The organism is Hahella sp. KA22 (assembly GCF_004135205.1).
Lineage (GTDB): Bacteria > Pseudomonadota > Gammaproteobacteria > Pseudomonadales > Oleiphilaceae > Hahella.
The window spans coordinates 6,933,686-6,952,454 of the sequence record NZ_CP035490.1; the positions used below are offsets into that span (position 1 = coordinate 6,933,686).

General features: G+C 57.1%; 17 protein-coding genes and 1 riboswitch. Of the genes, 8 read left to right on the plus strand and 9 right to left on the minus strand.

Annotated elements, in window-relative coordinates:
- Positions 1-75 precede the first annotated feature (75 nt).
- Positions 76-570 (minus strand): hypothetical protein, encoded by a 495-nt coding sequence (locus EUZ85_RS30870; RefSeq protein WP_127973904.1) that lies wholly within the window; start codon positions 568-570, stop codon positions 76-78.
- 399 nt (positions 571-969) lie between these two features.
- Here EUZ85_RS30870 and EUZ85_RS30875 point away from each other — a divergent pair, with 399 nt between their 5' ends.
- Together EUZ85_RS30875 and EUZ85_RS30880 are read left to right on the plus strand one after the other, a co-directional pair.
- Positions 970-1,707, plus strand: a complete 738-nt coding sequence (locus EUZ85_RS30875; protein WP_127973905.1) for an ABC transporter substrate-binding protein — start codon at positions 970-972, stop codon at positions 1,705-1,707.
- A gap of 81 nt (positions 1,708-1,788) precedes the next feature.
- Positions 1,789-2,883, plus strand: coding sequence for an ankyrin repeat domain-containing protein (locus EUZ85_RS30880; RefSeq protein ID WP_164887403.1), 1,095 nt, complete (start codon positions 1,789-1,791; stop codon positions 2,881-2,883).
- Positions 2,884-2,941: 58 nt separating this feature from the next.
- Here EUZ85_RS30880 and fbp read toward each other — a convergent pair whose 3' ends face one another.
- The gene (gene fbp, locus EUZ85_RS30885) at positions 2,942-3,952 is read right to left on the minus strand and encodes a class 1 fructose-bisphosphatase (protein ID WP_127973907.1); all 1,011 of its coding nucleotides are present in this window, start codon (positions 3,950-3,952) and stop codon (positions 2,942-2,944) included.
- A 224-nt stretch (positions 3,953-4,176) separates the two neighbouring features.
- Between fbp and EUZ85_RS30890 the strand changes: the two genes are divergently transcribed.
- Positions 4,177-4,857 (plus strand): ABC transporter ATP-binding protein, encoded by a 681-nt coding sequence (locus EUZ85_RS30890; protein ID WP_127973908.1) that lies wholly within the window; start codon positions 4,177-4,179, stop codon positions 4,855-4,857.
- Complete coding sequence (locus tag EUZ85_RS30895) at positions 4,841-7,366, plus strand: ABC transporter permease (protein ID WP_241566910.1); 2,526 nt, start codon at positions 4,841-4,843, stop codon at positions 7,364-7,366. The genes EUZ85_RS30890 and EUZ85_RS30895 overlap by 17 nt, the downstream gene beginning before the upstream one ends.
- 63 nt (positions 7,367-7,429) lie before the next feature.
- On the opposite strand, the gene EUZ85_RS30900 is transcribed toward EUZ85_RS30895, so the two are convergent.
- Positions 7,430-8,044 carry a hypothetical protein gene (locus tag EUZ85_RS30900; RefSeq protein ID WP_127973910.1) on the minus strand — a complete coding sequence of 205 codons (615 nt, stop codon included), beginning with the start codon at positions 8,042-8,044 and terminating at the stop codon, positions 7,430-7,432.
- Between the two features lie 360 nt (positions 8,045-8,404).
- Here EUZ85_RS30900 and EUZ85_RS30905 point away from each other — a divergent pair, with 360 nt between their 5' ends.
- Both EUZ85_RS30905 and EUZ85_RS30910 read left to right on the plus strand, forming a co-directional pair.
- The gene (locus EUZ85_RS30905; protein WP_127973911.1) at positions 8,405-8,800 is read left to right on the plus strand and encodes a hypothetical protein; all 396 of its coding nucleotides are present in this window, start codon (positions 8,405-8,407) and stop codon (positions 8,798-8,800) included.
- Positions 8,801-9,049: 249 nt separating this feature from the next.
- Complete coding sequence (locus EUZ85_RS30910) at positions 9,050-9,919, plus strand: hypothetical protein (RefSeq protein ID WP_127973912.1); 870 nt, start codon at positions 9,050-9,052, stop codon at positions 9,917-9,919.
- Positions 9,920-10,013: 94 nt separating this feature from the next.
- Here EUZ85_RS30910 and EUZ85_RS30915 read toward each other — a convergent pair whose 3' ends face one another.
- Together EUZ85_RS30915 and EUZ85_RS30920 are read right to left on the minus strand one after the other, a co-directional pair.
- Positions 10,014-11,561, minus strand: a complete 1,548-nt coding sequence (locus tag EUZ85_RS30915; protein WP_164887404.1) for a VCBS repeat-containing protein — start codon at positions 11,559-11,561, stop codon at positions 10,014-10,016.
- A gap of 138 nt (positions 11,562-11,699) precedes the next feature.
- A complete protein-coding gene (locus tag EUZ85_RS30920) occupies positions 11,700-13,358 on the minus strand; it encodes an alpha-amylase family glycosyl hydrolase (protein ID WP_127973914.1) in 1,659 nt (552 codons plus the stop codon).
- 179 nt (positions 13,359-13,537) lie between these two features.
- Here EUZ85_RS30920 and EUZ85_RS30925 point away from each other — a divergent pair, with 179 nt between their 5' ends.
- Positions 13,538-14,557, plus strand: a complete 1,020-nt coding sequence (locus EUZ85_RS30925) for a LacI family DNA-binding transcriptional regulator (RefSeq protein ID WP_127973915.1) — start codon at positions 13,538-13,540, stop codon at positions 14,555-14,557.
- An 85-nt stretch (positions 14,558-14,642) separates the two neighbouring features.
- On the opposite strand, the gene EUZ85_RS30930 is transcribed toward EUZ85_RS30925, so the two are convergent.
- The 4 genes from EUZ85_RS30930 to cbiB all read right to left on the minus strand — a co-directional run bounded on the left by EUZ85_RS30930 (position 14,643) and on the right by cbiB (position 18,190).
- On the minus strand, positions 14,643-15,347 hold the full coding sequence (locus EUZ85_RS30930; RefSeq protein ID WP_127973916.1) for a M12 family metallopeptidase: 705 nt from the start codon (positions 15,345-15,347) through the stop codon (positions 14,643-14,645).
- 150 nt (positions 15,348-15,497) lie between these two features.
- Complete coding sequence (gene bluB, locus EUZ85_RS30935; RefSeq protein WP_127973917.1) at positions 15,498-16,148, minus strand: 5,6-dimethylbenzimidazole synthase; 651 nt, start codon at positions 16,146-16,148, stop codon at positions 15,498-15,500.
- A gap of 8 nt (positions 16,149-16,156) precedes the next feature.
- The gene (gene cobD / locus EUZ85_RS30940; RefSeq protein WP_127973918.1) at positions 16,157-17,245 is read right to left on the minus strand and encodes a threonine-phosphate decarboxylase CobD; all 1,089 of its coding nucleotides are present in this window, start codon (positions 17,243-17,245) and stop codon (positions 16,157-16,159) included.
- The gene (gene cbiB, locus EUZ85_RS30945; protein ID WP_127973919.1) at positions 17,246-18,190 is read right to left on the minus strand and encodes an adenosylcobinamide-phosphate synthase CbiB; all 945 of its coding nucleotides are present in this window, start codon (positions 18,188-18,190) and stop codon (positions 17,246-17,248) included.
- A 103-nt stretch (positions 18,191-18,293) separates the two neighbouring features.
- A riboswitch (cobalamin riboswitch) is annotated at positions 18,294-18,506 on the plus strand.
- A 24-nt stretch (positions 18,507-18,530) separates the two neighbouring features.
- Here cbiB and EUZ85_RS30950 point away from each other — a divergent pair.
- A complete protein-coding gene (locus EUZ85_RS30950) occupies positions 18,531-18,707 on the plus strand; it encodes a CbtB domain-containing protein (protein WP_083769893.1) in 177 nt (58 codons plus the stop codon).
- Positions 18,708-18,769: the final 62 nt, after the last annotated feature.

Sequence of the window (18,769 nt, forward strand, 5' to 3'; positions counted from 1 at the left end):
GCTATGCTGTAGAAGTATGGAGCTCGCTATCGCGCAAGCTCCATAAACATGAGCGAGATTCTCTGGGAAAGCGACTTACCCCTTCGTCCTCGCAAACATTTCCTCAAACAACGTTTTAGCCGGCTTCTGGCTATCGATATTGTCTTGATTCAGTTCAAGATGGTTCTTGATGCATTTCAGCATAGCGATGCGCTTTTTACGTTTTGCCAGTTTGGCGGGGTTGCCTGACCCTTCATATGCCCTGATGATGTCATCGATATTGAGCACGTTCCCGCCTGCAATATGCACGCAGTCACTCACTTTTTCCGCCATCATGTCCTGAGCGCCGCCGATCAGGTCAACCGCCAGATCGCCAAAGCTGCCCACAGCGACCACCAATTCTTTGCCCTCCAATGACTGGATAATCCTCTCCCTGGCTGAAGGCGCCACCACCACTTCAATATCGTTGGGGAAGATAGACCGGTACTCATCCACGCCTTCGGACATGTTTCTGGGCGCTCTGGCGATATGCATCCAGGCCGCACAACCGCCAACGACATACCAGCCATCCGCACCAGCCCAGGTATTCATATATGCGAAAAATTCGGGTATTCCATTTATTCTGTGAACTGACATTCCATAGATCCTTGTTAAGTTCGTAAGTGTTATTTTTATCGCACAGGGAAGTAGGGGTTACTCCCTATGCTTGTACGAGGATGGCGTTTTTCGTCTGGCTATCCCTTCACACTTTTTTCGAACCGCTTATCTATTGAAATACTGGGGAATGCTCTGCTCATAGGCATATTGATGGCCAGACATCTACTTCTTTCATTTGCCAGCAGCTGGATTTGTTCAGCCTCAGACGTGGCTGCGCCTGCTTTCGCAGTTAATGTCTATACTTTCCTAATAACGCCAAGTTTAAGGCGCTGAAGGTTGGCGGCCGCTTTGGCTTCCTTTTTCTAACTGCACGTTGAATTAGGCAAGAATGATATGAAAGCGTTAATTGTCAGTGTTGTTTTGTGTCTAATCACTTCCTTTGCTCAGGCGGAGAAGATTACTTTGGCGAACGGTGAATGGGCGCCTTATCTGTCTGAGAATTTGAAGCATCACGGATTTATGTCCCGGATCGTCAAGGATGCATTTGCAGAGGAAGGCATCGAGGTGGATTATGTATTTCTCCCCTGGAAGCGCGGTTATGAGGACGCCAAAGAAGGCAAGTTCGAAGGGACGTTGATTTGGGGTTATAACGACGAGCGCGCCAAGGATTTTTATTATTCCGATACCGTGGCGACGCTGGGCACCTCTTTGTTTTATAACAAAGACAATCCCATTGACTGGAGTGCGCCGGAAGATCTGGCCAAATATAAAATCGGCGGCATCATCGGCTACGCCTATGGCATTGAAGAGCTGGAAACTCAGGGCGTAGTCAAAATCGACCGCATCGGCAATGAAGAAGGCAACTACAAAAAGCTCGCCGCCGGGCGCCTGGATATCGTGCTGGAGGATACTGAAGTCGGCATAGAAAGCATCACACGTTTCGGCTTTGGAGATAAGTTGATCCCCCACCCCAAAACCCTGGAGCCACGCAAATACTCGGTTTTGATCAGCAAGAAAACGCCTAATGCCCAACACCTTCTCGACGCGTTCAATCGCGGCTTGAAGAAGGTGATTGCAGATGGCCGTTACGACAAATACCTGCAGGAATCCCGCAAAGGCGAATACAAATAACGCTGATCTTTGGTGTATTGCATTGGCGACCGCTTTCCGCTTTGATGACCCTATCAAGCAGATAACAGGTGGGGTCATCTGGTGGATATAGTCAAAGCGGTGATACATGCAGCGGTGAAGCAGGATCTGCAAGGCCTACGCCAGCTGTTTCAGGAGAACCCGGAACTCAACCTGAATACGCGCAGTCCATTCGCCGCCACGGAGCGTAGCACCCCGTTGATTATCGCCTGCGCCGCTGGCGACGCCGATATGGTCGACTATCTGCTGACGCAGGGCGCGGACGTGAACATCCAGGGTAAGCAGGGCGCCACCGCGTTGGCTATGGCGGTGGAATGGCGGCATCCTGAGATTGTCGAGCGTCTGCTGGAGGCTGGCGCGGACGTCAACCTCACCATGGATGATGGAACCAGTCCCTTGATGAAAACCGCCGCCTATCATTTGCCGGAACTGGCTGCGCGATTGCTGATGCAAGGAGCGGATGTCAACGCCGCCCGTCTTGACGGCTGGACATCCCTGATGCTCGCCGCCCACGCAGGCAGTGAGGAGATGGCGGCGCTGTTACTGGAACGCGGAGCCAGGGTGAACCAGTCCGAAAGCAGCGGACGCACGCCGTTAATGGCGGCCTGCTTTAAAGGACATATCCGCATCGTGGAAATTTTGCTAGCCCATGGCGCACAGTCCGAGTTGCAGGACGCAGACGGCGCCACCGCGATATCTGAAGCCGCCGAACGCGGGCATCAAGCCATCGTCGCCTTACTCCAGCACTCTGGCGCGCGCCTCGAAGAACTCCCCCCTTCCTCTCTGGACTTGGCCAAAGCCGAGGAGCGGCGTCAGTACGCCACCTTATCCAAAAACGCCCAGAAAGAGTTCAACGCGCTGTTGAAATGGCTGACGGCGAAAGCGAAAACCTGGGCCAAGAAAGTCGACCCAACGCAACTCGACGCGGTTGATGACGACAGTGTCGAGAATATCTGGCTTTACTATCTTGCGGACAAGCTGTACGAAAAGGTCGCCGCACTCGACGATGCGACGCAACAGGAATTGACGGCTTACGCCCGAGCCCTTCACGCCGTCGATCATGGCGACGGAATGCTCTCTTCCTATCTGAAGACTGTGTTTTTAGATATGCTCAAAACCCTGGCGGCGCCGCAGCGATACGCCAGCCTGTACCTATAATCCCGCACAAAAGAAAACGGCCCGCCTGGGGCCGTTTTACAAGAAGCGGTAGTCGTGATCAGCCCAGTTCGCTGATGAACTGCTCCAGCTTATCCACCATCTTCGGCGAGCCGACGAACAGCGGGCAGCGTTGGTGCAGTTTTTTCGGTTCGATATCCAGAATGCGCTGACCCGGATTGGCGATGGCCTTGCCGCCAGCCTGTTCGATCAGGAACGCCATGGGGTTGCATTCGTACAGCAGACGCAGCTTGCCTTCCGGATAGCGGCTGGAGGTGGGGTACAGATAGATGCCGCCCTTGATCAGGTTGCGATGGAAGTCAGACACCAGCGAGCCGATATAACGAGAAGTGTAGGGGCGCTGAGTGGCCTCGTCTTCTTCCTGGCAGAACTTGATGTACTTCTTCACCCCTTCAGGGAAGTGAATGTAGTTGCCTTCGTTAATGGAATAAATGGTGCCGTCTTCCGGAATGCGCAGATTCGGGTGGGACAGACAGAATACGCCAATGGTCGGGTCATAGGTGAAGCCGTTGACGCCGTTGCCGGTGGTGTACACCAGCATGGTGGAGGAGCCGTAGATGATGTAACCCGCGGCGATCTGCTTGTGCCCAGGCTGCAGGAAGTCCTCTTCGGTCACATGCTCGCCTTCCGGAGAAACTCTGCGATATACCGAGAAAATGGTGCCAACGGACACGTTGACGTCGATGTTGGAGGAACCGTCCAGAGGATCGATCAACACCACATATTTGCCGCCCAGGTTCTTGGTTTCTTCAAAGCGGACAAACTGTTCCTCTTCCTCAGACGCGATGCCGCACACCACGCCGCGCTGCGCCAGCGCATTTTTGAAACGCTCGTTGGCGTACACGTCCAGCTTCTGCTGCTGCTCGCCCTGCACGTTTTCGTCGCCCGCGGCGCCGGTGATATCGGCCAGACCCGCTTTGTTGATTTCACGGTGCAGAATTTTCGCCGCCAGACGGATGGAGGAAAACAGCGAGGTCAGTTCGCCGCTGGCGTCCGGGTAGTCTTTCTGCCGGTCGATGATGAACTCGCCCAGGGTCTTAATTATTTCCATGATGGTTTCTCGTATGTAGAAGGAACATTTTGGTCTCTAGAGGTGTAAGGTCTATTTTTACTAACATGGCTGCAGAGATAAAGGGCGCAGTCGCCGACTTGGCTTTTTATTCGATGCCCGCGCCCCCGTCAGTCAGTGATTACCGCTAGGGTCTATGTTGTTCTGGGACCGCCTCTGGCGCGCCTGAAATAGCCCGCAGCCCCAATATCCCAACCGGTGAACCGATGATTGAACTGAACGATCTGACCATGTCCTATGCGCTGGAGAGCAGCCGTTTAAACGTGCTTTCCGGGGTGGACCTCGCCATCGCCGACGGTGAAACAGTAGCCATTATAGGACCATCCGGCTCCGGGAAGACAACCCTGCTGATCCTGTTGGCTGGCCTGGAGCAACCGGAACGAGGTGAAATTCGCCTGGACGGAGCGGTCTTATCGGCGCTGGATGCGGATGGTCTGGCGGATATGCGGCGCGACAAACTCGGCATCATTTTCCAGTCTTTTCATTTGGTTCCCAGCCTCACCGCCCTCGCCAACGTAGCGCTGCCTCTGGATATCGCCGGACACCCGCAATCCCGCGAACGGGCCCGGGACATGCTGGGGAAAGTCGGGCTGGCGCAACGGGAAAGTCACTATCCCTCGCAGTTGTCCGGCGGCGAGCAGCAGCGCGTCGCCATCGCCCGCGCTCTGGTGCACGCTCCGAAACTGGTGCTGGCGGATGAACCTACCGGCAACCTTGATTTGCACACCGGCGAGAAGGTCAGCGACATCTTGTTCGATCTCAATCGCGAAGCCGGCGCCACGCTGTTGATGGTGACTCACGACGAAGCCATCGCCAAACGCTGCAGCCGGGTGCTGCGCCTGCATGAAGGCAAACTGGTGGAGGAGCCTCATGCGCTTCCTGCTTGAACTGGCCTGGCGAGACCTGCGCGCCAGCGGTCAGTCGCTATGGGTATTCTGCGCCTGCCTGCTGCTCGGCGTCACCCTGGTGGCGGCGTCAGGCGGACTGTACCGTATGATCAGCGCCGCCTTGCTGGCGGATACCCGCATGTTGCTGGGCGGTGATCTGGAAGTGGACAGCAATGCGCCGCTGCCGCTGGCGACACTGGACTGGATGCGCACCAGAGGCGACATCTCTCTGGTGACGGAACTCGACACGATGCTGGGCGGACCGGATGGGTCTTTCCTGCGGGTGGAGCTGCAAAGCACGGACGCCAACTACCCTCTTTATGGCGATTTGACCCTGGAGCCGGTTGCGGACTTGGCGCAAGTCACCGCCTTCGCCAATGGACACTGGGGAGCGGCGATCGATCCCGGTCTGGCGAACAAACTCAACCTCCGCGTCGGCGATAAGGTCAAAGTCGGCTCACTGACGCTGGAAGTGCGCGCACTGACGCTGAAACAGCCTGATCGTAATCTGAACGCCAATTGGCGGGGCGCGCCGGTGTTGCTGTCCCAGGACGCGCTGCAGGCAAGCGGCCTGATACAGCCCGGCAGCCGGGTGGATTATGAATACCGGGTTCGCACCAGCACGCCCTCGCTGATCTGGCGCGAGCAATTTTATCAGGCCTTTCCTGAGCAACCCTGGGAGGTGCGCACCTTTGAAGACCGCAGTCGCCGCATCTCCGAACGTCTGGATCAGATCGCCTCCGGCTTGCTCATTATCGGCTTCAGCACCTTGTTCATCGGCGGTTTAGGCGTATTCAACAGCATCCAGGCTTATCTGCAGGGCAAACTGAAGACCATCGCCACCTTACGCGCGCTGGGCTTGCGCAACGGAAGACTGGCGGCGCTTTACCTGCTCCAGACCGGCATCATGGCGGGCGGAGCCAGTCTGGCCGGCGCCACATTGGGCGGGGCAATGGCCCTGCTTGGCGCGGAAGCCGCAGCGACGGAAATTCCCATCGCCGCCTCCGCCAGCGTGTTGGCCGCGCCCAGTCTGGCGGCCTTCGCCTTTGGTTTACTTACCGCCTACGCCTTCGCCCTGCCCGCTATCGGGAGAGCCCTCGCCGCGTCTCCGGCCGCCCTGTTTCGAGGGACCGACGCCAAAACTAACAGCCCCTCCTCCCTCTGGCGAATAGCGACCCTGTTGTGCGCCGGAGCGATTATCGCGCTGGTGCTCACCGCACTGCCCGATCCCTTGTTTGGCGTCGGCTTCGTTTTAGTCGTTGGGCTGCTGTTGATATTGCTGGATATCCTGGTGCGCTTGCTGCGACGCAGCGCCTCGGCGCTGGATCGTCATCCCGTTCTCAGCGGGCGTTTCACCCTGCGGCTGGCAGTCGCCAATCTGCACCGCCCCAATGCGCCATTACGGACGTCGTTGCTATCACTGGGCTCCGCGCTGACGTTGCTGGTGGCGTCTACACTGGTGGTAGCCGCGCTGGTGCGGGCCATTCACGCCACTATTCCAGAAGAGTCTCCCGCGTTGGTGCTGTATGACGTTTTTCCCTATCAGTACGATGAGGTGGTCGCCGCCATACAAGGCCCCCACGAGGCCCGTCTTGATATGGCCCCGCTGGTGCGGTCGCGTATTCTCAGCATCAACGGGAGTCCGTTGAACGAACGTTTCAGCCAGGATCTGGAACGGTTGCGCGACACTCAGCAGGATGAATACAAGCTCAGCTACTCCGTCGATAACATCGACAACGTTACCGTCGTTGAAGGCGCCTGGTGGCCGGACGATGCGCCCCTGAGCGAGGCGGGACTTCCCAACCTGGCGATGGAGGACCGGGAGGCGCGACAACTTGGTCTGCAACTGGGCGACGTCATTCGTTTTCAGATTGAAGGCCGCGAGCTGGAGGCGGAAGTCGCCGCCATCTACAGCCAAAAGGGTCTGCAAACCCGATTCTGGTTTGAAGGCATTCTTGCTGACGGCGCTTTGGAGTCTTTCATTCATCGCTATGTGGGGGCCGCCTATATGAGTGACGCTGACGCGTTATCGGCGCAAAACCATGTCGCTCAGATCGCCCCCAATGTCATCACCGTACGCACCGCCGTCCTGCTGACCACGGCGCGGGAACTGCTGGCCAAGGCTGGCGCCGGATTGGCGGTAGTGGCGGGCGTCAGTCTCGCCGCCAGCTTATTAGTGCTGACCAGCGTCATGGCCGCCGGACGCGCCCGCCAGGTTTACGACGCTACCGTATTGCACTCTCTCGGCGCCAGGATGTCGGTGATCAAGCGCGGTCTGCATATGGAATACGCCCTGCTGGCGTTAATCACGTCTCTCTTCGCCGTGGCGCTGGGCTCCGCCATCGCTCTGCCCCTGTTGCATCTACGCCTGAAACTGCCCTCAGAAGACCTCATCTGGCTGGGCTTTGTCACCGCATTCAGCGTCAGCGCCATCACGCTGAATTTGGGCGCGCGCTATTTAATGCGGCGTCTGCAAATCAAACCGGCCAGCCTGTTGCGGGACGCCTGAGATTCAGCCGCAGCGCGTCCAACCAGAGCAGAGGCGCTCCGATGGTAAAAGGCGCGGGACGCGTCAAGGGCAACAGCGTATGCAGCGAGAGGGTGAAACCTGACCGTACACCACCACGTCGTGACTTTCTTCCAGGGGGTAAACTGAATAATACTCCGTGTCCGCGACCTTGACTGACTTTGCCCCCGCTTCAATATACGCCTGTCCGTAGTCGTACTGCACATTGCCGGAGCAATTCCAGAACTTATCGATATCCAGCCAGCCGGTCTGCCCATTGTCGCCGCCGCCGAACCAGCGGCAATCGCTGGTCACACTGATGCGTCCAACTGTATCGCGACGTATGCGGCCATCGGGCATGCGCCGATCACCTTGCGCATAAATCTCCAGAGGCGGGCAAACATAGACTGCGCCGGACCCCACATCCAAATCGCTCAGCAAATCCTCGACGTAGGCTTTCAGGTCTGTATAACTGCTGCGCTCCATGATCAGCCCATCCTCGCGACTGGTCCTTACTTGCTCGGCAATGCTTTCTATTCGCTGACGCACCGCTCGCGGCATTTCATACAACGGAATATCGCGATCGATCCGGAGATATTCAAACAGCGAATCCACATCGCGCTTACCCGCCATCGCCGCCTGAGAGAGGCAGACAAGGCACAATAGGAAACGTTTTTTCACGCTGATTTCCTCCTGAAAAACAGATCGTCGTGAGACACCCCACTTCAGAAAAGTTAGTTCAAAAGAGCCGACTTGCCCAATGCAGAAGCTTACGTCTCGGGAGGAGAAGACAGTGACTCAAGAAAACAACGGAAATATGCTCATCCCTCGCCGAGGCTTAGGTAATGCCGCATTAGAATATGATCAACAAACACACAAAAGATATCTTTTCCCATGAATAAGGCATAGGGTAAGAGATGCACCTTGCACTGGCATCTTGCTACCGCTTGCGCTCGGGTATCGCTACCGGCATTTCTCTCAGGTTTTCCCCCCACCTGCCAATTTAATACCCCTAAATGCTGTAACCGACCAGGAGACATCATGTCTGGGACTCTATCCACACTAAAATACTATTCATGTCACGAATGGGTCCGCATTCTAGCCAGCTTTGCTATCGTTGGCGTAACAGAGTTTGTATCAGGTCTAAAAGGCGCTATAAAACTGTCCTGTGATGTGGACTACAACAAGGTGTATGTCACCGGAGAACAGATTGGGACGCTTGAAACCCAGAGTGGCGAAGCCCTGCCTTTTTACATACCCGTTTCCGGCTATATCGTTGCCGTCAATAACCATCCTTCCATAGACGCCGGCAATCCATACGGAGACGGCTGGTTGCTCATAGTAAAAATTTTAGAGGAATCAGATATAGCTAAGTTGATGACTGAATTAGAGTACGACAAGACTTTCAGGCACACGCCTATGTTTGCCTATGCGTGATTCTGAACTGGCCTTATCAATGGCGTCAGCTATCTATCAGCGGTAGCGACGCCCGCTGTCAGCTCCGCCCTGCTCCCTATTTCCAATCGCCCAAACCGACGGGCGCCCCATTCGCATAGCCAGTTCATAAATATAAACTCACCACTTTCCCCCTCTGTTTAACGCCCAATGCCAGCGCGCCTGCTACACTTTTCTATGAATGTTCACCGACATCCAAAACAAATCTAATATCCATGCCGAGGCACAGTTATGATCAGACCTTTCCTCATCGCTGTATTGATCTCTGTCTTCACTGTTTCCGTCCGCGCAGAGACGATGGAAATTCGTCATGTCGCCCTGAGAGAGGGCTCAACGCTGGATCAATACGCGCTTGAATTGCTCAAGTTTCTTGTCGCACAAACCGGAACCGACGCTAAATTCATCTCCTTCCAACCTTCCAGCGCGCAGACCCGTCGGGAAATGCTGCTGAAGGACGGTTCTTACGATATTGACTGGCTGGGCGCCACGGCGGAAATAGAAGAACGCGTGCCGCCGGTCCGCTTCCCCATTTTACGCGGTCTGCTGGGTCACCGGGTGTTTATCACCAACAAGGAAACCAGCGCCAAGCTGTCCAAAGACATGACCTTCGATCAGTTAAAAGAGTTCAGCGTGGTGCAAGGCCAGGGCTGGGGCGACATCCCCATTCTGGTGGGCGGCGGTTTCACCAAAATGCAGACCAACTCAACCTTCGACAACCTGTTTAAAATGATTGACGGCGGCAGGGCGGACCTGTTCCCCCGCTCCATCATCGAGCCCTACGGCGAGCTGGCGTCACGCTGTAATCTGGGCGCGGATTATGTTTGCAGCGACAAGAATATGTTGGTGGACGACAAAATCCTGGTGGTCTACAAACTCCCCATGCTGTATTTCGTGTCGCCCAAGCGTCAGGATCTGATTAACGTACTGAACACCGCCTTCACGGATCACTACGACGCCTTCCAGGAGTTCTTCAACAATCATCCGCTGGTGAAGGATTCGTTACAGAAAATGGAAGGTCGCAAGGTGTTTCGCATTGAGGAGAACAAATCTCTCAGTGACGCCACCAGCAATATTCCCGACAAATACTGGTTGTCGCTCTGATTTAGAGTTAGAACCAGTCAACCGGGCGCAACACGAACAAAGGCGGGTCACCCCGCCTTTTTCATGGTTTTTGCTCGGCCTGCAGACTTACTTCTCAGGGTAGATAGACATAATCCAGGCTGAAGTTGGCCACACGGGACTTTCTCGACACAATCTTGAATTTGTAGGTTCCCGCGACGCCTTCAGTGTCATAACTCAGCTTTTCCGGCGCTTCGTTGGTGGCGGCGCTGGCCACCAGCGCGCCATCGGGGCTGTACAAGTACAGGTCCATATCGTTACGTCTGCCGGAGAAGCGCAGTTGTGCGTCAATCTTACCGCCGGAAACGGTCACTTCATGGTAAACCGGCTCCCAGCCAATACTGCCTTCCAACGAACCGGTAGTCGGCTGCGGCGGTGTTTTACAGAGTTTGAACGTCACCGGAACCACGCCCTGGTTGTAGTCGGCGATGGCGATCATATCCGGACAGCCGTCGCCGTCCGTGTCAGCCACCGCCAGGCCTTCCGGATCGTAGTGGCTTGCATAGGGAATGCTCACGCGGATTTCCTCGCCCAAACCATCGGGTCCATTCAGATACACGCCCAAGGTGTTCCAGCCTCCGTGTAAAACCAGGATGTCATCGTATCCATTGCCGTCCAGATCCGCTGCGCGCAGGGTTTCTGGAATGTCATAAGAGGTCAATTTCACAGCCGTATCCATGGCTCCGGCTGAGTTCTGCGTATAAACCCACAGATACGTCGGCGAGTTACGCCCTCTGGCGATAACCAGATCATCCCGGCCGTCGCCATTGAAGTCGCCGGAAGCGACGCCACTGGCGCTATCGTTCAGATCCAGATAGAAAGGCATGGCGGCAGTAAAGGCGCCGGCCCCATCATGCAAATGCAGTGAAAAATCCGGCCCGGAACCCTGCCCGGAAATAATCGCCAGATCCATCACCCCATCGTGGTTGAAGTCTCCCAGCGCCTGATCGTTATAACCGCTGACATGGGTGGCCAGGGTGGTTTGATAGGCGATGGAGCCGTCGCCAGCGCCGAAATACTGCGTCGCCGGCGCGGACCAGGGCAGCCCGATCAGATCCGGAATACCATCGCGATTGATATCCACCGCATCCAGTGTGTCCGCCGCTGCAGAGCCGACCAGAGAGGCCTGGAAACCGCCCGCGCCGTCATGATTAAGAGCAGTCAGGCCCTGACCATGACCGACAATAATCTCTTCTGCGCCGTCGCCGTCCAGATCGGCGATAGACAGCCCGTTCCGGTCGCCGGTGGCCTGATAGCCAATGCGGGAGGGTTCACCGAGACCGGCGACAGTGGGATGAAAGACGAAAACGCTGTAGTCGTTTTCTGCATCGAAGTAAAAAGAAGAAACCGCCACCAACTCCATGTCGCCGTCACCGTCCACGTCGCCAAAACCGACGGCGTCAATCCAGGTTTTGCCGGGTTTGTAGGCGGCGCCGACCGTGAATCCCGAGTCTTCTTCGACGGTGAATTTCATGGCTTCGACGGTGGCGAAGCGAGGGGCCAGCATGGGCGGAGTCAGGCGATCATCGCCCAGCGGGCGGCCGTATATATCTGTAGCGAGAGGCTGCGCCAGAACAGCGCCGGCCTCCAGTATGAGCGTCAATCCTATCAGCGGGGTTTTCATAATGGGTCCTCCTTTATGCGTTGATTCTCCGCATTCAACCCGCTTCCCTCCTGTATGTACTCTCTGAAGCGGAATCGGGTGATGCGGTATGTTCATCCTCGCAAGCAGTACGACCCTATATGTCGGATTCAGCGCCGACTATTTCACATTCTCCAACAGGCAGCAGGAGAAGGCGGGAAGTGTGACGACGCCATTGGCGACAGTCGCTTCAGAAGCGAGTAATGGCTCACTCCAGCGTTTTCCAGGCAAGGCGAACGTCTGCGCCTTAGGCGACAGGTTAAATATTCCTAATACCTGGCCATCGCCTTCTTTTCTCAAAATGACAAACAACTCATCCGGAGCGTTCAGCAGCTCCGTACGTCCCCGACGCAGCTCCGGCCGCCCTTTGCGCAGCGCCAGCGCCTGTCGGGTATAGCGCAGCACCGAATCCGCCGCGTCTTCCTGACGATTCGCCGCCGCAGCAAGATGTTCTTCAGGCAATGGCAACCAGCTCTTCCCAACGCTGAAGCCGCCGCCAGCGACATCATCGCGCCAGGGCATCGGTGTGCGGCAGCCGTCGCGGCCTTTGGCGTGCGGCCAGCCATTAATGCCTTCCGGGTCCTGCAATAGTTCATAAGGCAGGTCCGCCTGCGTCAGGCCCAGCTCTTCGCCCTGATACACACAGGCCTTGCCCGGCAGCGTCATCAGCAAGGTCAGCGCGGTTTTCGCCAAAGTCTGTTGCTGCGCCGGCGACGCCTCGGCCGCCCAGCGCGATGTCACCCGCATCACATCGTGGTTGCCTACAGCGAAAGTCAGCTTGCCGGGCCCCACCTCCGCCAGCACCGCCGTTACAATGTCCTTCACCACCCGGCCGCTGATGGGCGCGCCCAACAGGGAAAAGTTGTAACAGGACTGCAGACGGTCTTCGCCCGCTGTGTATTCAGCGCTTACCGCCATACCGTCACCGCCTACCTCGCCGAGCAGAAAACGACCTTCATAACGATCCGCCAAGGCCCGCAGACGAGTCAGGAACGCCACCACCTCCTCATGTTGATTGAATGAGTGCCGATGGTGCTGTAAATGAAACGGGTTGGCGCGCGCCGCAGCGGATTGCCTGAATGGATCATCCAGATCCCGCGCCGGGTTATCCCTCAATTCAGGGTCGTAAGCCAACGTGGCGATAGCGTCTATGCGCAGGCCGTCCACCCCCCGCTTGAACCAGAATTCCGCTTGCGCCAGCATGGCTTCCGTCACCGCCGGATTGCGGTAATTCAGGTTGGGCTGGCCCGGCAGGAAGTGATGCAGATAGTACTGGGCGCGGCGACCGTCCCAGGTCCAGGAAGGTCCGCCGAAGTGGGCGCGCCAGTTATTGGGAGGACTGCCGTCCGGCTTGGCGTCGCGCCACACATACCAGTCCGCCTTGGGATTGCTGCGGTCAGAGCGGCTTTGCTGAAACCAGGGATGTTCATCAGAAGTATGGCAGGGAACCAGATCGATCAGCAGCTTCAGGCCACGGTCATGCATCGCCGCCAGCATGCGATCAAAATCCGCCAGCGTGCCGAAGATGGGGTCGACGTCGCAGTAGTCCGCCACGTCATAGCCGAAGTCCTTCATGGGGGACTTGAAGAATGGCGAAATCCACACGGCGTCCACGCCCAGGCTGGCGATATAGTCCAGCTTTTCCGTAATGCCGTTCAAATCCCCGACGCCATCGCCGTTGGAGTCGCAAAAACTGCGCGGATAAATCTGATAGATCACGCCGCCGTCGCTCCAATCCGAAGGCCGCATTTGTCCCTGCATTGCACTACTCTCCGCCATGGCTTACACCTCATCTGCTTGAACGTAAACGATTAACTAAAATTGTTTCAAACAAAGCATGATTTTCTATATAAATATGAATAATCATACTTATTACGGGATTTTTAGCGGATGCTAGGCAACGTAAACGTTTACGTCAACAAACCCAATCCATGATGTTTTAAGGCGAATTTAAAGCCATGAAAACCACTATCAAAGACGTCGCCAAACGCACAGGCGTCTCTATCGCCACCGTGTCCCGGGTGATCAATGGCCTGGGCGGTTACTCCAACGACACGCGCAAAAAAGTGTTATCCGCCATCGACGAAATGGGCTTTCGTCCCAACGCAGTGGCGCGGGGTCTGGTCAGTAAAAAAACCCATACTATCGGGGTCATGTTACCGGACGTTTCCGGCATGCTGGCGGCGGAGATCCTCAAAGGAATCGAATCCGTGGCGAAAGAGCAGCGTTACAGTGTGATCGTCTGCAACACCAATTATTCCGGCGACCGTTCTCAGGAATACGTGCGAACGCTGAAAGAGAAGCAAGTAGACGGCGTGCTCGCGGTCAGCGAATACATGACGCCGGAGAAAAGCAAAGCGCTGTTGAGTCTGAACCTGCCCGTCGTGCTGATTTCCACCCTGTCCTACTCCTATCCCTTCCCCTACGTGAAAGTGGATGACAAGCAGGCCGCCTACAGCGCCGTCTGCCATCTCATCGACAAAGGCCACCGCCGCATCGCCATGATCAGCGGCGACCGCGCCGATCTGATCGCCGGCGCACCCCGCATTGAGGGCTATGTTCAAGCGCTGCGAGACCATGGCCTCAGCGTCGATGAATCGCTGATTCGATTTCGGGCGGAATTTGAATCTTTCGGATTTCACAGCGGCGCGCTGTGCATGGAAAGATTACTGCAGGACAAACCAGGCCAGTTCAGCGCTGTATTCGCCGCCAGCGACGAATTGGCCATGGGCGCGTTGTCCTGCGCTCACCGCCATGGCCTCCGCACCCCGGATGACCTGTCGATCATCGCTTACGACGACACCCGCATCGCGGAAATGGCGACGCCGCCGCTCACTGCGTTACATCAGCCGCTGTTCGCCATGGGCAGCCGTGCGACGGAAATGTTGTTGGACATGTCAGCCGCCGGAACCCTGGAAGCCGAGAGCGTGATCATCCCGCACAGGATTATTGAGCGGGAGTCAGTCCGGACGATCTGAAGCAGCAGCCAAGGCGGCTGGTTGATGGTTGATGGTTGATGGTTGATGGTTAAGGCATTGGCCGCCGCGCTGCGCAACGGGAAATCTAAATCGTGGAATAGTGCCGATAAATGCGGCCAAGCACTTCCAGATCGCCCATACTGGGGTTCCAGTCGCCGCTGACCACATGGCCGGGATCAATCTTGCAACCGCCGTAGCGGGTATTGTCGACGGAATCCAGGAGCACCACCGCCTGATCCGCATACATCATGATGGATTTGGGATCGAAGTCGGTGCTATAGGTTTCAAACTTGCGGGTGCTGTTGCGCTTGTTCAGCTTGTAGGCGTCCAACGCCATTTTGTTGGCCCCCCAGGTGTGGAGCACGCTCTCGGGCGCATCATCGCGTTCGTGCTCATGAGCCAACCCCAAAGCATGTCCTACTTCATGGGGCAGCGATTTGATATTGGCTTTGCCATTAACCCCCAGCTTGGTGCTGGCGCCGGGAAAATACCCAATATCCGCAGAGTTGCTGGCGAAATTGAGGGTGGCCACGCCGTTACCCGCCGCGCCTACTTCAACGAATTTGATCAGCTGCGTGCCCCAATATTCCAGAACGCAGTGTTCCCAGCGGCGGAAAGTCGCGCGCACGGTCTGTACATATTCCCTGTCCAGCCCCTCGGGCACAAACACCTTCACCACGCCGTTCGGCCAGGGGCCGCCGACATTGGTTTCTCTTTCAGAGAATTTACCGTCCCAACTCATGCGGTAAACCATCGCGGTACCGCCGTTTCTTATACATCCCAATCCCATGATCCCACTCCTTTCTAGTTATGGATCGTCAGAGCTTAGCTCGTCTCAATAATGTTGCTGAGACGACGCCAATCCAATTTCAGTGCGATCCGGGGAGCGACGTTGGAGACGCCTTCCAGTCATGAGAGATTGTTATTTATTGTAATTCCGTCAGCCCGCGCCGCCCCACTGGTTGAACCAGACCAGCTCCTGTAAATCCTTGCGCTGGCTCCAGTTTTCCTGTTGCAGCATCGGCGCGTCATAAAATTTATCCACATGCCCCAGACACAGAATGGCGATCGGCTCGCTGCCCTCCGGACATTGCAGTAACGAGGCTAATTCAACGGGATCGAACAGCGACACCCAACCCATGCCAACCCCTTCACAGCGGGCCGCCAGCCAGAGGTTCTGGATCGCGCAGCTGGCGGACGCCAGATCCATATCCGGCATGGTGCGACGACCGAAAATATATTTTTCGCGGCGATCCGTGAGCATCACCACCAGCAATACCGGACACTCACGCACCCCCTCCACTTTCAGGCGCATAAACTCCTGGCCGCGTTCGCCTAGCGCCTCCGCCGTCAGCAGACGCTCTTTCTCCACCGTGGCGGCGATATCCCGGCGCAGACTGGGCTCGGTGATGCGAATAAAACGCCAGGGCTGCATGAAGCCCACGCTGGGCGCGTGATGGGCGGCTTGCAGAATACGCTGCAAAGTCGCTTCGTCCACCGGGTCCGGCAGGAAATGACGCATATCGCGTCGTTCGTAAATCGCGCGATACACCGCCTGTTTTTCTTCGGGTGAATAGCCGCTGTCCGTCATGAGTCGCCTTATCTGTCAGCGAGGGCGGCGGTCAGTCTCCCTGCGAGACCGGCGTCCTCCAAATCAAAAAGTCCAAACCGTAAATACGCCAGCTCCGCATTCACCCGCCAAAGGCGAATCAACACGCCCCGCTGCGCGCAACGTTCGAAAATCCGCTCAGCCTGCACTGTCGGCGTCAACACGGACACAAACAGCGGCGTGCGCCGGCAATCCTGCGCCCTCTTGAATACCGACTGCGCCAGAATAAGCGCCTGCAGGTCGCGGCTCACCAAGGAGAGCTTTTCTCGCATAGCGGTAATCCAAGCCTCATCGCGCAACGCCCGAGTCGCCACATATTGCGCGGCGCTGTTCACCGCCCAGGGACCAAGCCGGCGCTGCAATGCCGCCAGCCAGTGAGGCGCCGCCGCCACAAATCCCAATCGCACTCCCGGCCAACCGAAAAATTTGCCGAATGAGCGCAACACCACAATGTTTTCCGGCAGGGTCTCGCCCAGCAGGCTGGAATCTGTCTCCGCATCGGCGAAGGCTTCGTCCACCACCATCAATGCGCCCGTGGACTGCAGTCGCTGCGCCAACTCACGTAGCGCCGCCAATGGCGTCCTACGGGCGGCGGGGTTATTCGGATTAATCGCCACCAGGGCGCGCAAGTTTTCTGTCTGCGCCAGACGCGCCGCCGCTCCCGCCAGATCTCCTGCAGGGTAATGAATAATTTTGAAGCCTTGACGACGCCAGTGATGCTCATGTTCGCGATAGCCGACGTCCGGCAGCGCCGCCACACCTGGGGCGCAGCAGGCGGGCAGATGTTGAATCGCCCATTGCGTGCCGGGAATCGCCAGCAGGGAATCCGTCCCGTAATAAACGCTGGCGGCCTGTTGCAACGCCGGGTCGGCATAAGGCAGACGTCGAAACACCTCTGCCGGAATGCTGGTCAGCGGGTATGGAAAAGGGCTGACGCCGGTGGATAAATCCAGCCAGTCAGCGGCGGCAACGCCATACAGGCGGCTGTATTTATCCAGATCGCCGCCATGGACGGGAGCCGGCTCATCATCCTGAAGGTCCACGTGTCCGGCCCCGTTATCAAAGTCGCTCCCGTTCATTCAACCCGCTCCCCACAGCCATAGCACGCCCACTCCCAAAGCCACTGTCGCCGTCCACAACGCCAGAGAGCGATTGATCAGTCCACAGGCGCGCTCAATGGATTGCGCCGTGGCGGCGTCGCCGCAGCCCAGTGAAGGCCGATGCTGCAGACTGCCGTGATAGGTCGCCGCGCCGCCGAGCCGCACCCGCAGCGCGCCCGCGCCCGCCGCCATGACCGGCCCTGCATTGGGACTTTTCCATTGCGCGCCCTGAGCGCGCCAGCATCGCAGGGCGCTGTCCATGGCCCCGCAGCAGGCGTAACTGAAGGCGGTCAGACGGGCGGGAATCCAGTTGAGCACATCGTCAAGTCGCGCCGCCGCCCAGCCAAAACTTAAATAACGCGGGCTCTTATAGCCCCACATTGCATCCAGGGTATTGCTGAGGCGATACAACACCACGCCGGGAACGCCGGCGAGCAGAAACCAGAAGATGGCGGCGAAGATGGCGTCGTTGCCGTTTTCAAGAGCGGATTCCGTGGCGGCGGAGGCGATCTCCTCCTCCCCCAGTTCGGCGGTGTCGCGACTGACGATCATGGATAGACTGCGCCGCGCCGCCTCCGCGTCATGCCTGCGTAATGGCGCGGCGACCTGACGCACATGCTCCAGCAGACTGCGCCAACCGATGGCGAGATAAAGCACGAAGGCGGAAAAGATAATGTGTCCCCAGGTGGAAGACTCACTCCACGCGTTCGCCAGCCAGGCGAGCGCCGCCCAGGGCAGAATCGCGGCAGTCACCGCCGCCGCGCCAAGCGCGCGGGTTGCTGAGGAAGAGAAGTCGGCGATGCGAATCGCTCCCTCCACCCAACCGGCGTAACGCCCGAAACCAACCAAAGGATGCAGCCGGCGCGGTTCTCCCAACAGGGCGTCGAAAGTCAGGGCGAGGACAAGAATCAGCAATGTATCCATTGGTCAGTATGCGCCAGGCTCATGATGAGGCGGCCTATTCTCACCATGGTCCGCGCTCAATGCAACCCGCTAACTTGTTGACTTCCCCTGGGTTCAGCCAATAGCATATCCCGCTGACCAAGGTGCTCGACCACGAGATAATCGGGAAATCTGGTGCGCAATATGCTAATCCAGTGCTGCCCCCGCAACGGTAATCGAAAGTAATTTGCCAACGCCACTGTGTCGTCAGTTTTGACATGGGAAGGCGCAAATGTTGTGTCGAAAATGCTTCGACCTTTCGTAAGCCCGGAGACCGGCCTTGCTTTATCCACTGCAGTTCGTACGGGTAGGTGCGCAGATCATGCAAACTAAAAATCTCTCTCTTCCATTGCTGGCTTCCAATAACGCAGCGCTACAACTTATCGGCGCCATGTGCTTCGGCGGACTGATTCTGTTCGCAGTGGGCTTTCTGTCCATGGATGCGGCTCACAACGCCGCTCACGACACCCGGCACGCGTTTGCTTTCCCCTGTCACTAACAGTTACTGAATTCTGAGGCCCTGCCAGGGCCAGACGTTCGCCTGTCTAACTTGACGCCGCA

What these genes read in the sequence shown, in the direction of transcription:
- bluB (WP_127973917.1), bottom strand. Translation starts at nt 16,148, where the DNA reads ATGACGGACAGCGGCTATTCACCCGAAGAAAAACAGGCGGTGTATCGC.
- EUZ85_RS30875 (WP_127973905.1), top strand. Translation starts at nt 970, where the DNA reads ATGAAAGCGTTAATTGTCAGTGTTGTTTTGTGTCTAATCACTTCCTTT.
- cobD (WP_127973918.1), bottom strand. Translation starts at nt 17,245, where the DNA reads ATGAACGGGAGCGACTTTGATAACGGGGCCGGACACGTGGACCTTCAG.
- EUZ85_RS30915 (WP_164887404.1), bottom strand. Translation starts at nt 11,561, where the DNA reads ATGAAAACCCCGCTGATAGGATTGACGCTCATACTGGAGGCCGGCGCT.
- EUZ85_RS30930 (WP_127973916.1), bottom strand. Translation starts at nt 15,347, where the DNA reads ATGGGATTGGGATGTATAAGAAACGGCGGTACCGCGATGGTTTACCGC.
- EUZ85_RS30890 (WP_127973908.1), top strand. Translation starts at nt 4,177, where the DNA reads ATGATTGAACTGAACGATCTGACCATGTCCTATGCGCTGGAGAGCAGC.
- EUZ85_RS30920 (WP_127973914.1), bottom strand. Translation starts at nt 13,358, where the DNA reads ATGGCGGAGAGTAGTGCAATGCAGGGACAAATGCGGCCTTCGGATTGG.
- EUZ85_RS30910 (WP_127973912.1), top strand. Translation starts at nt 9,050, where the DNA reads ATGATCAGACCTTTCCTCATCGCTGTATTGATCTCTGTCTTCACTGTT.
- EUZ85_RS30950 (WP_083769893.1), top strand. Translation starts at nt 18,531, where the DNA reads ATGCAAACTAAAAATCTCTCTCTTCCATTGCTGGCTTCCAATAACGCA.
- cbiB (WP_127973919.1), bottom strand. Translation starts at nt 18,190, where the DNA reads ATGGATACATTGCTGATTCTTGTCCTCGCCCTGACTTTCGACGCCCTG.
- EUZ85_RS30905 (WP_127973911.1), top strand. Translation starts at nt 8,405, where the DNA reads ATGTCTGGGACTCTATCCACACTAAAATACTATTCATGTCACGAATGG.
- EUZ85_RS30925 (WP_127973915.1), top strand. Translation starts at nt 13,538, where the DNA reads ATGAAAACCACTATCAAAGACGTCGCCAAACGCACAGGCGTCTCTATC.
- EUZ85_RS30870 (WP_127973904.1), bottom strand. Translation starts at nt 570, where the DNA reads ATGAATACCTGGGCTGGTGCGGATGGCTGGTATGTCGTTGGCGGTTGT.
- EUZ85_RS30895 (WP_241566910.1), top strand. Translation starts at nt 4,841, where the DNA reads ATGCGCTTCCTGCTTGAACTGGCCTGGCGAGACCTGCGCGCCAGCGGT.
- fbp (WP_127973907.1), bottom strand. Translation starts at nt 3,952, where the DNA reads ATGGAAATAATTAAGACCCTGGGCGAGTTCATCATCGACCGGCAGAAA.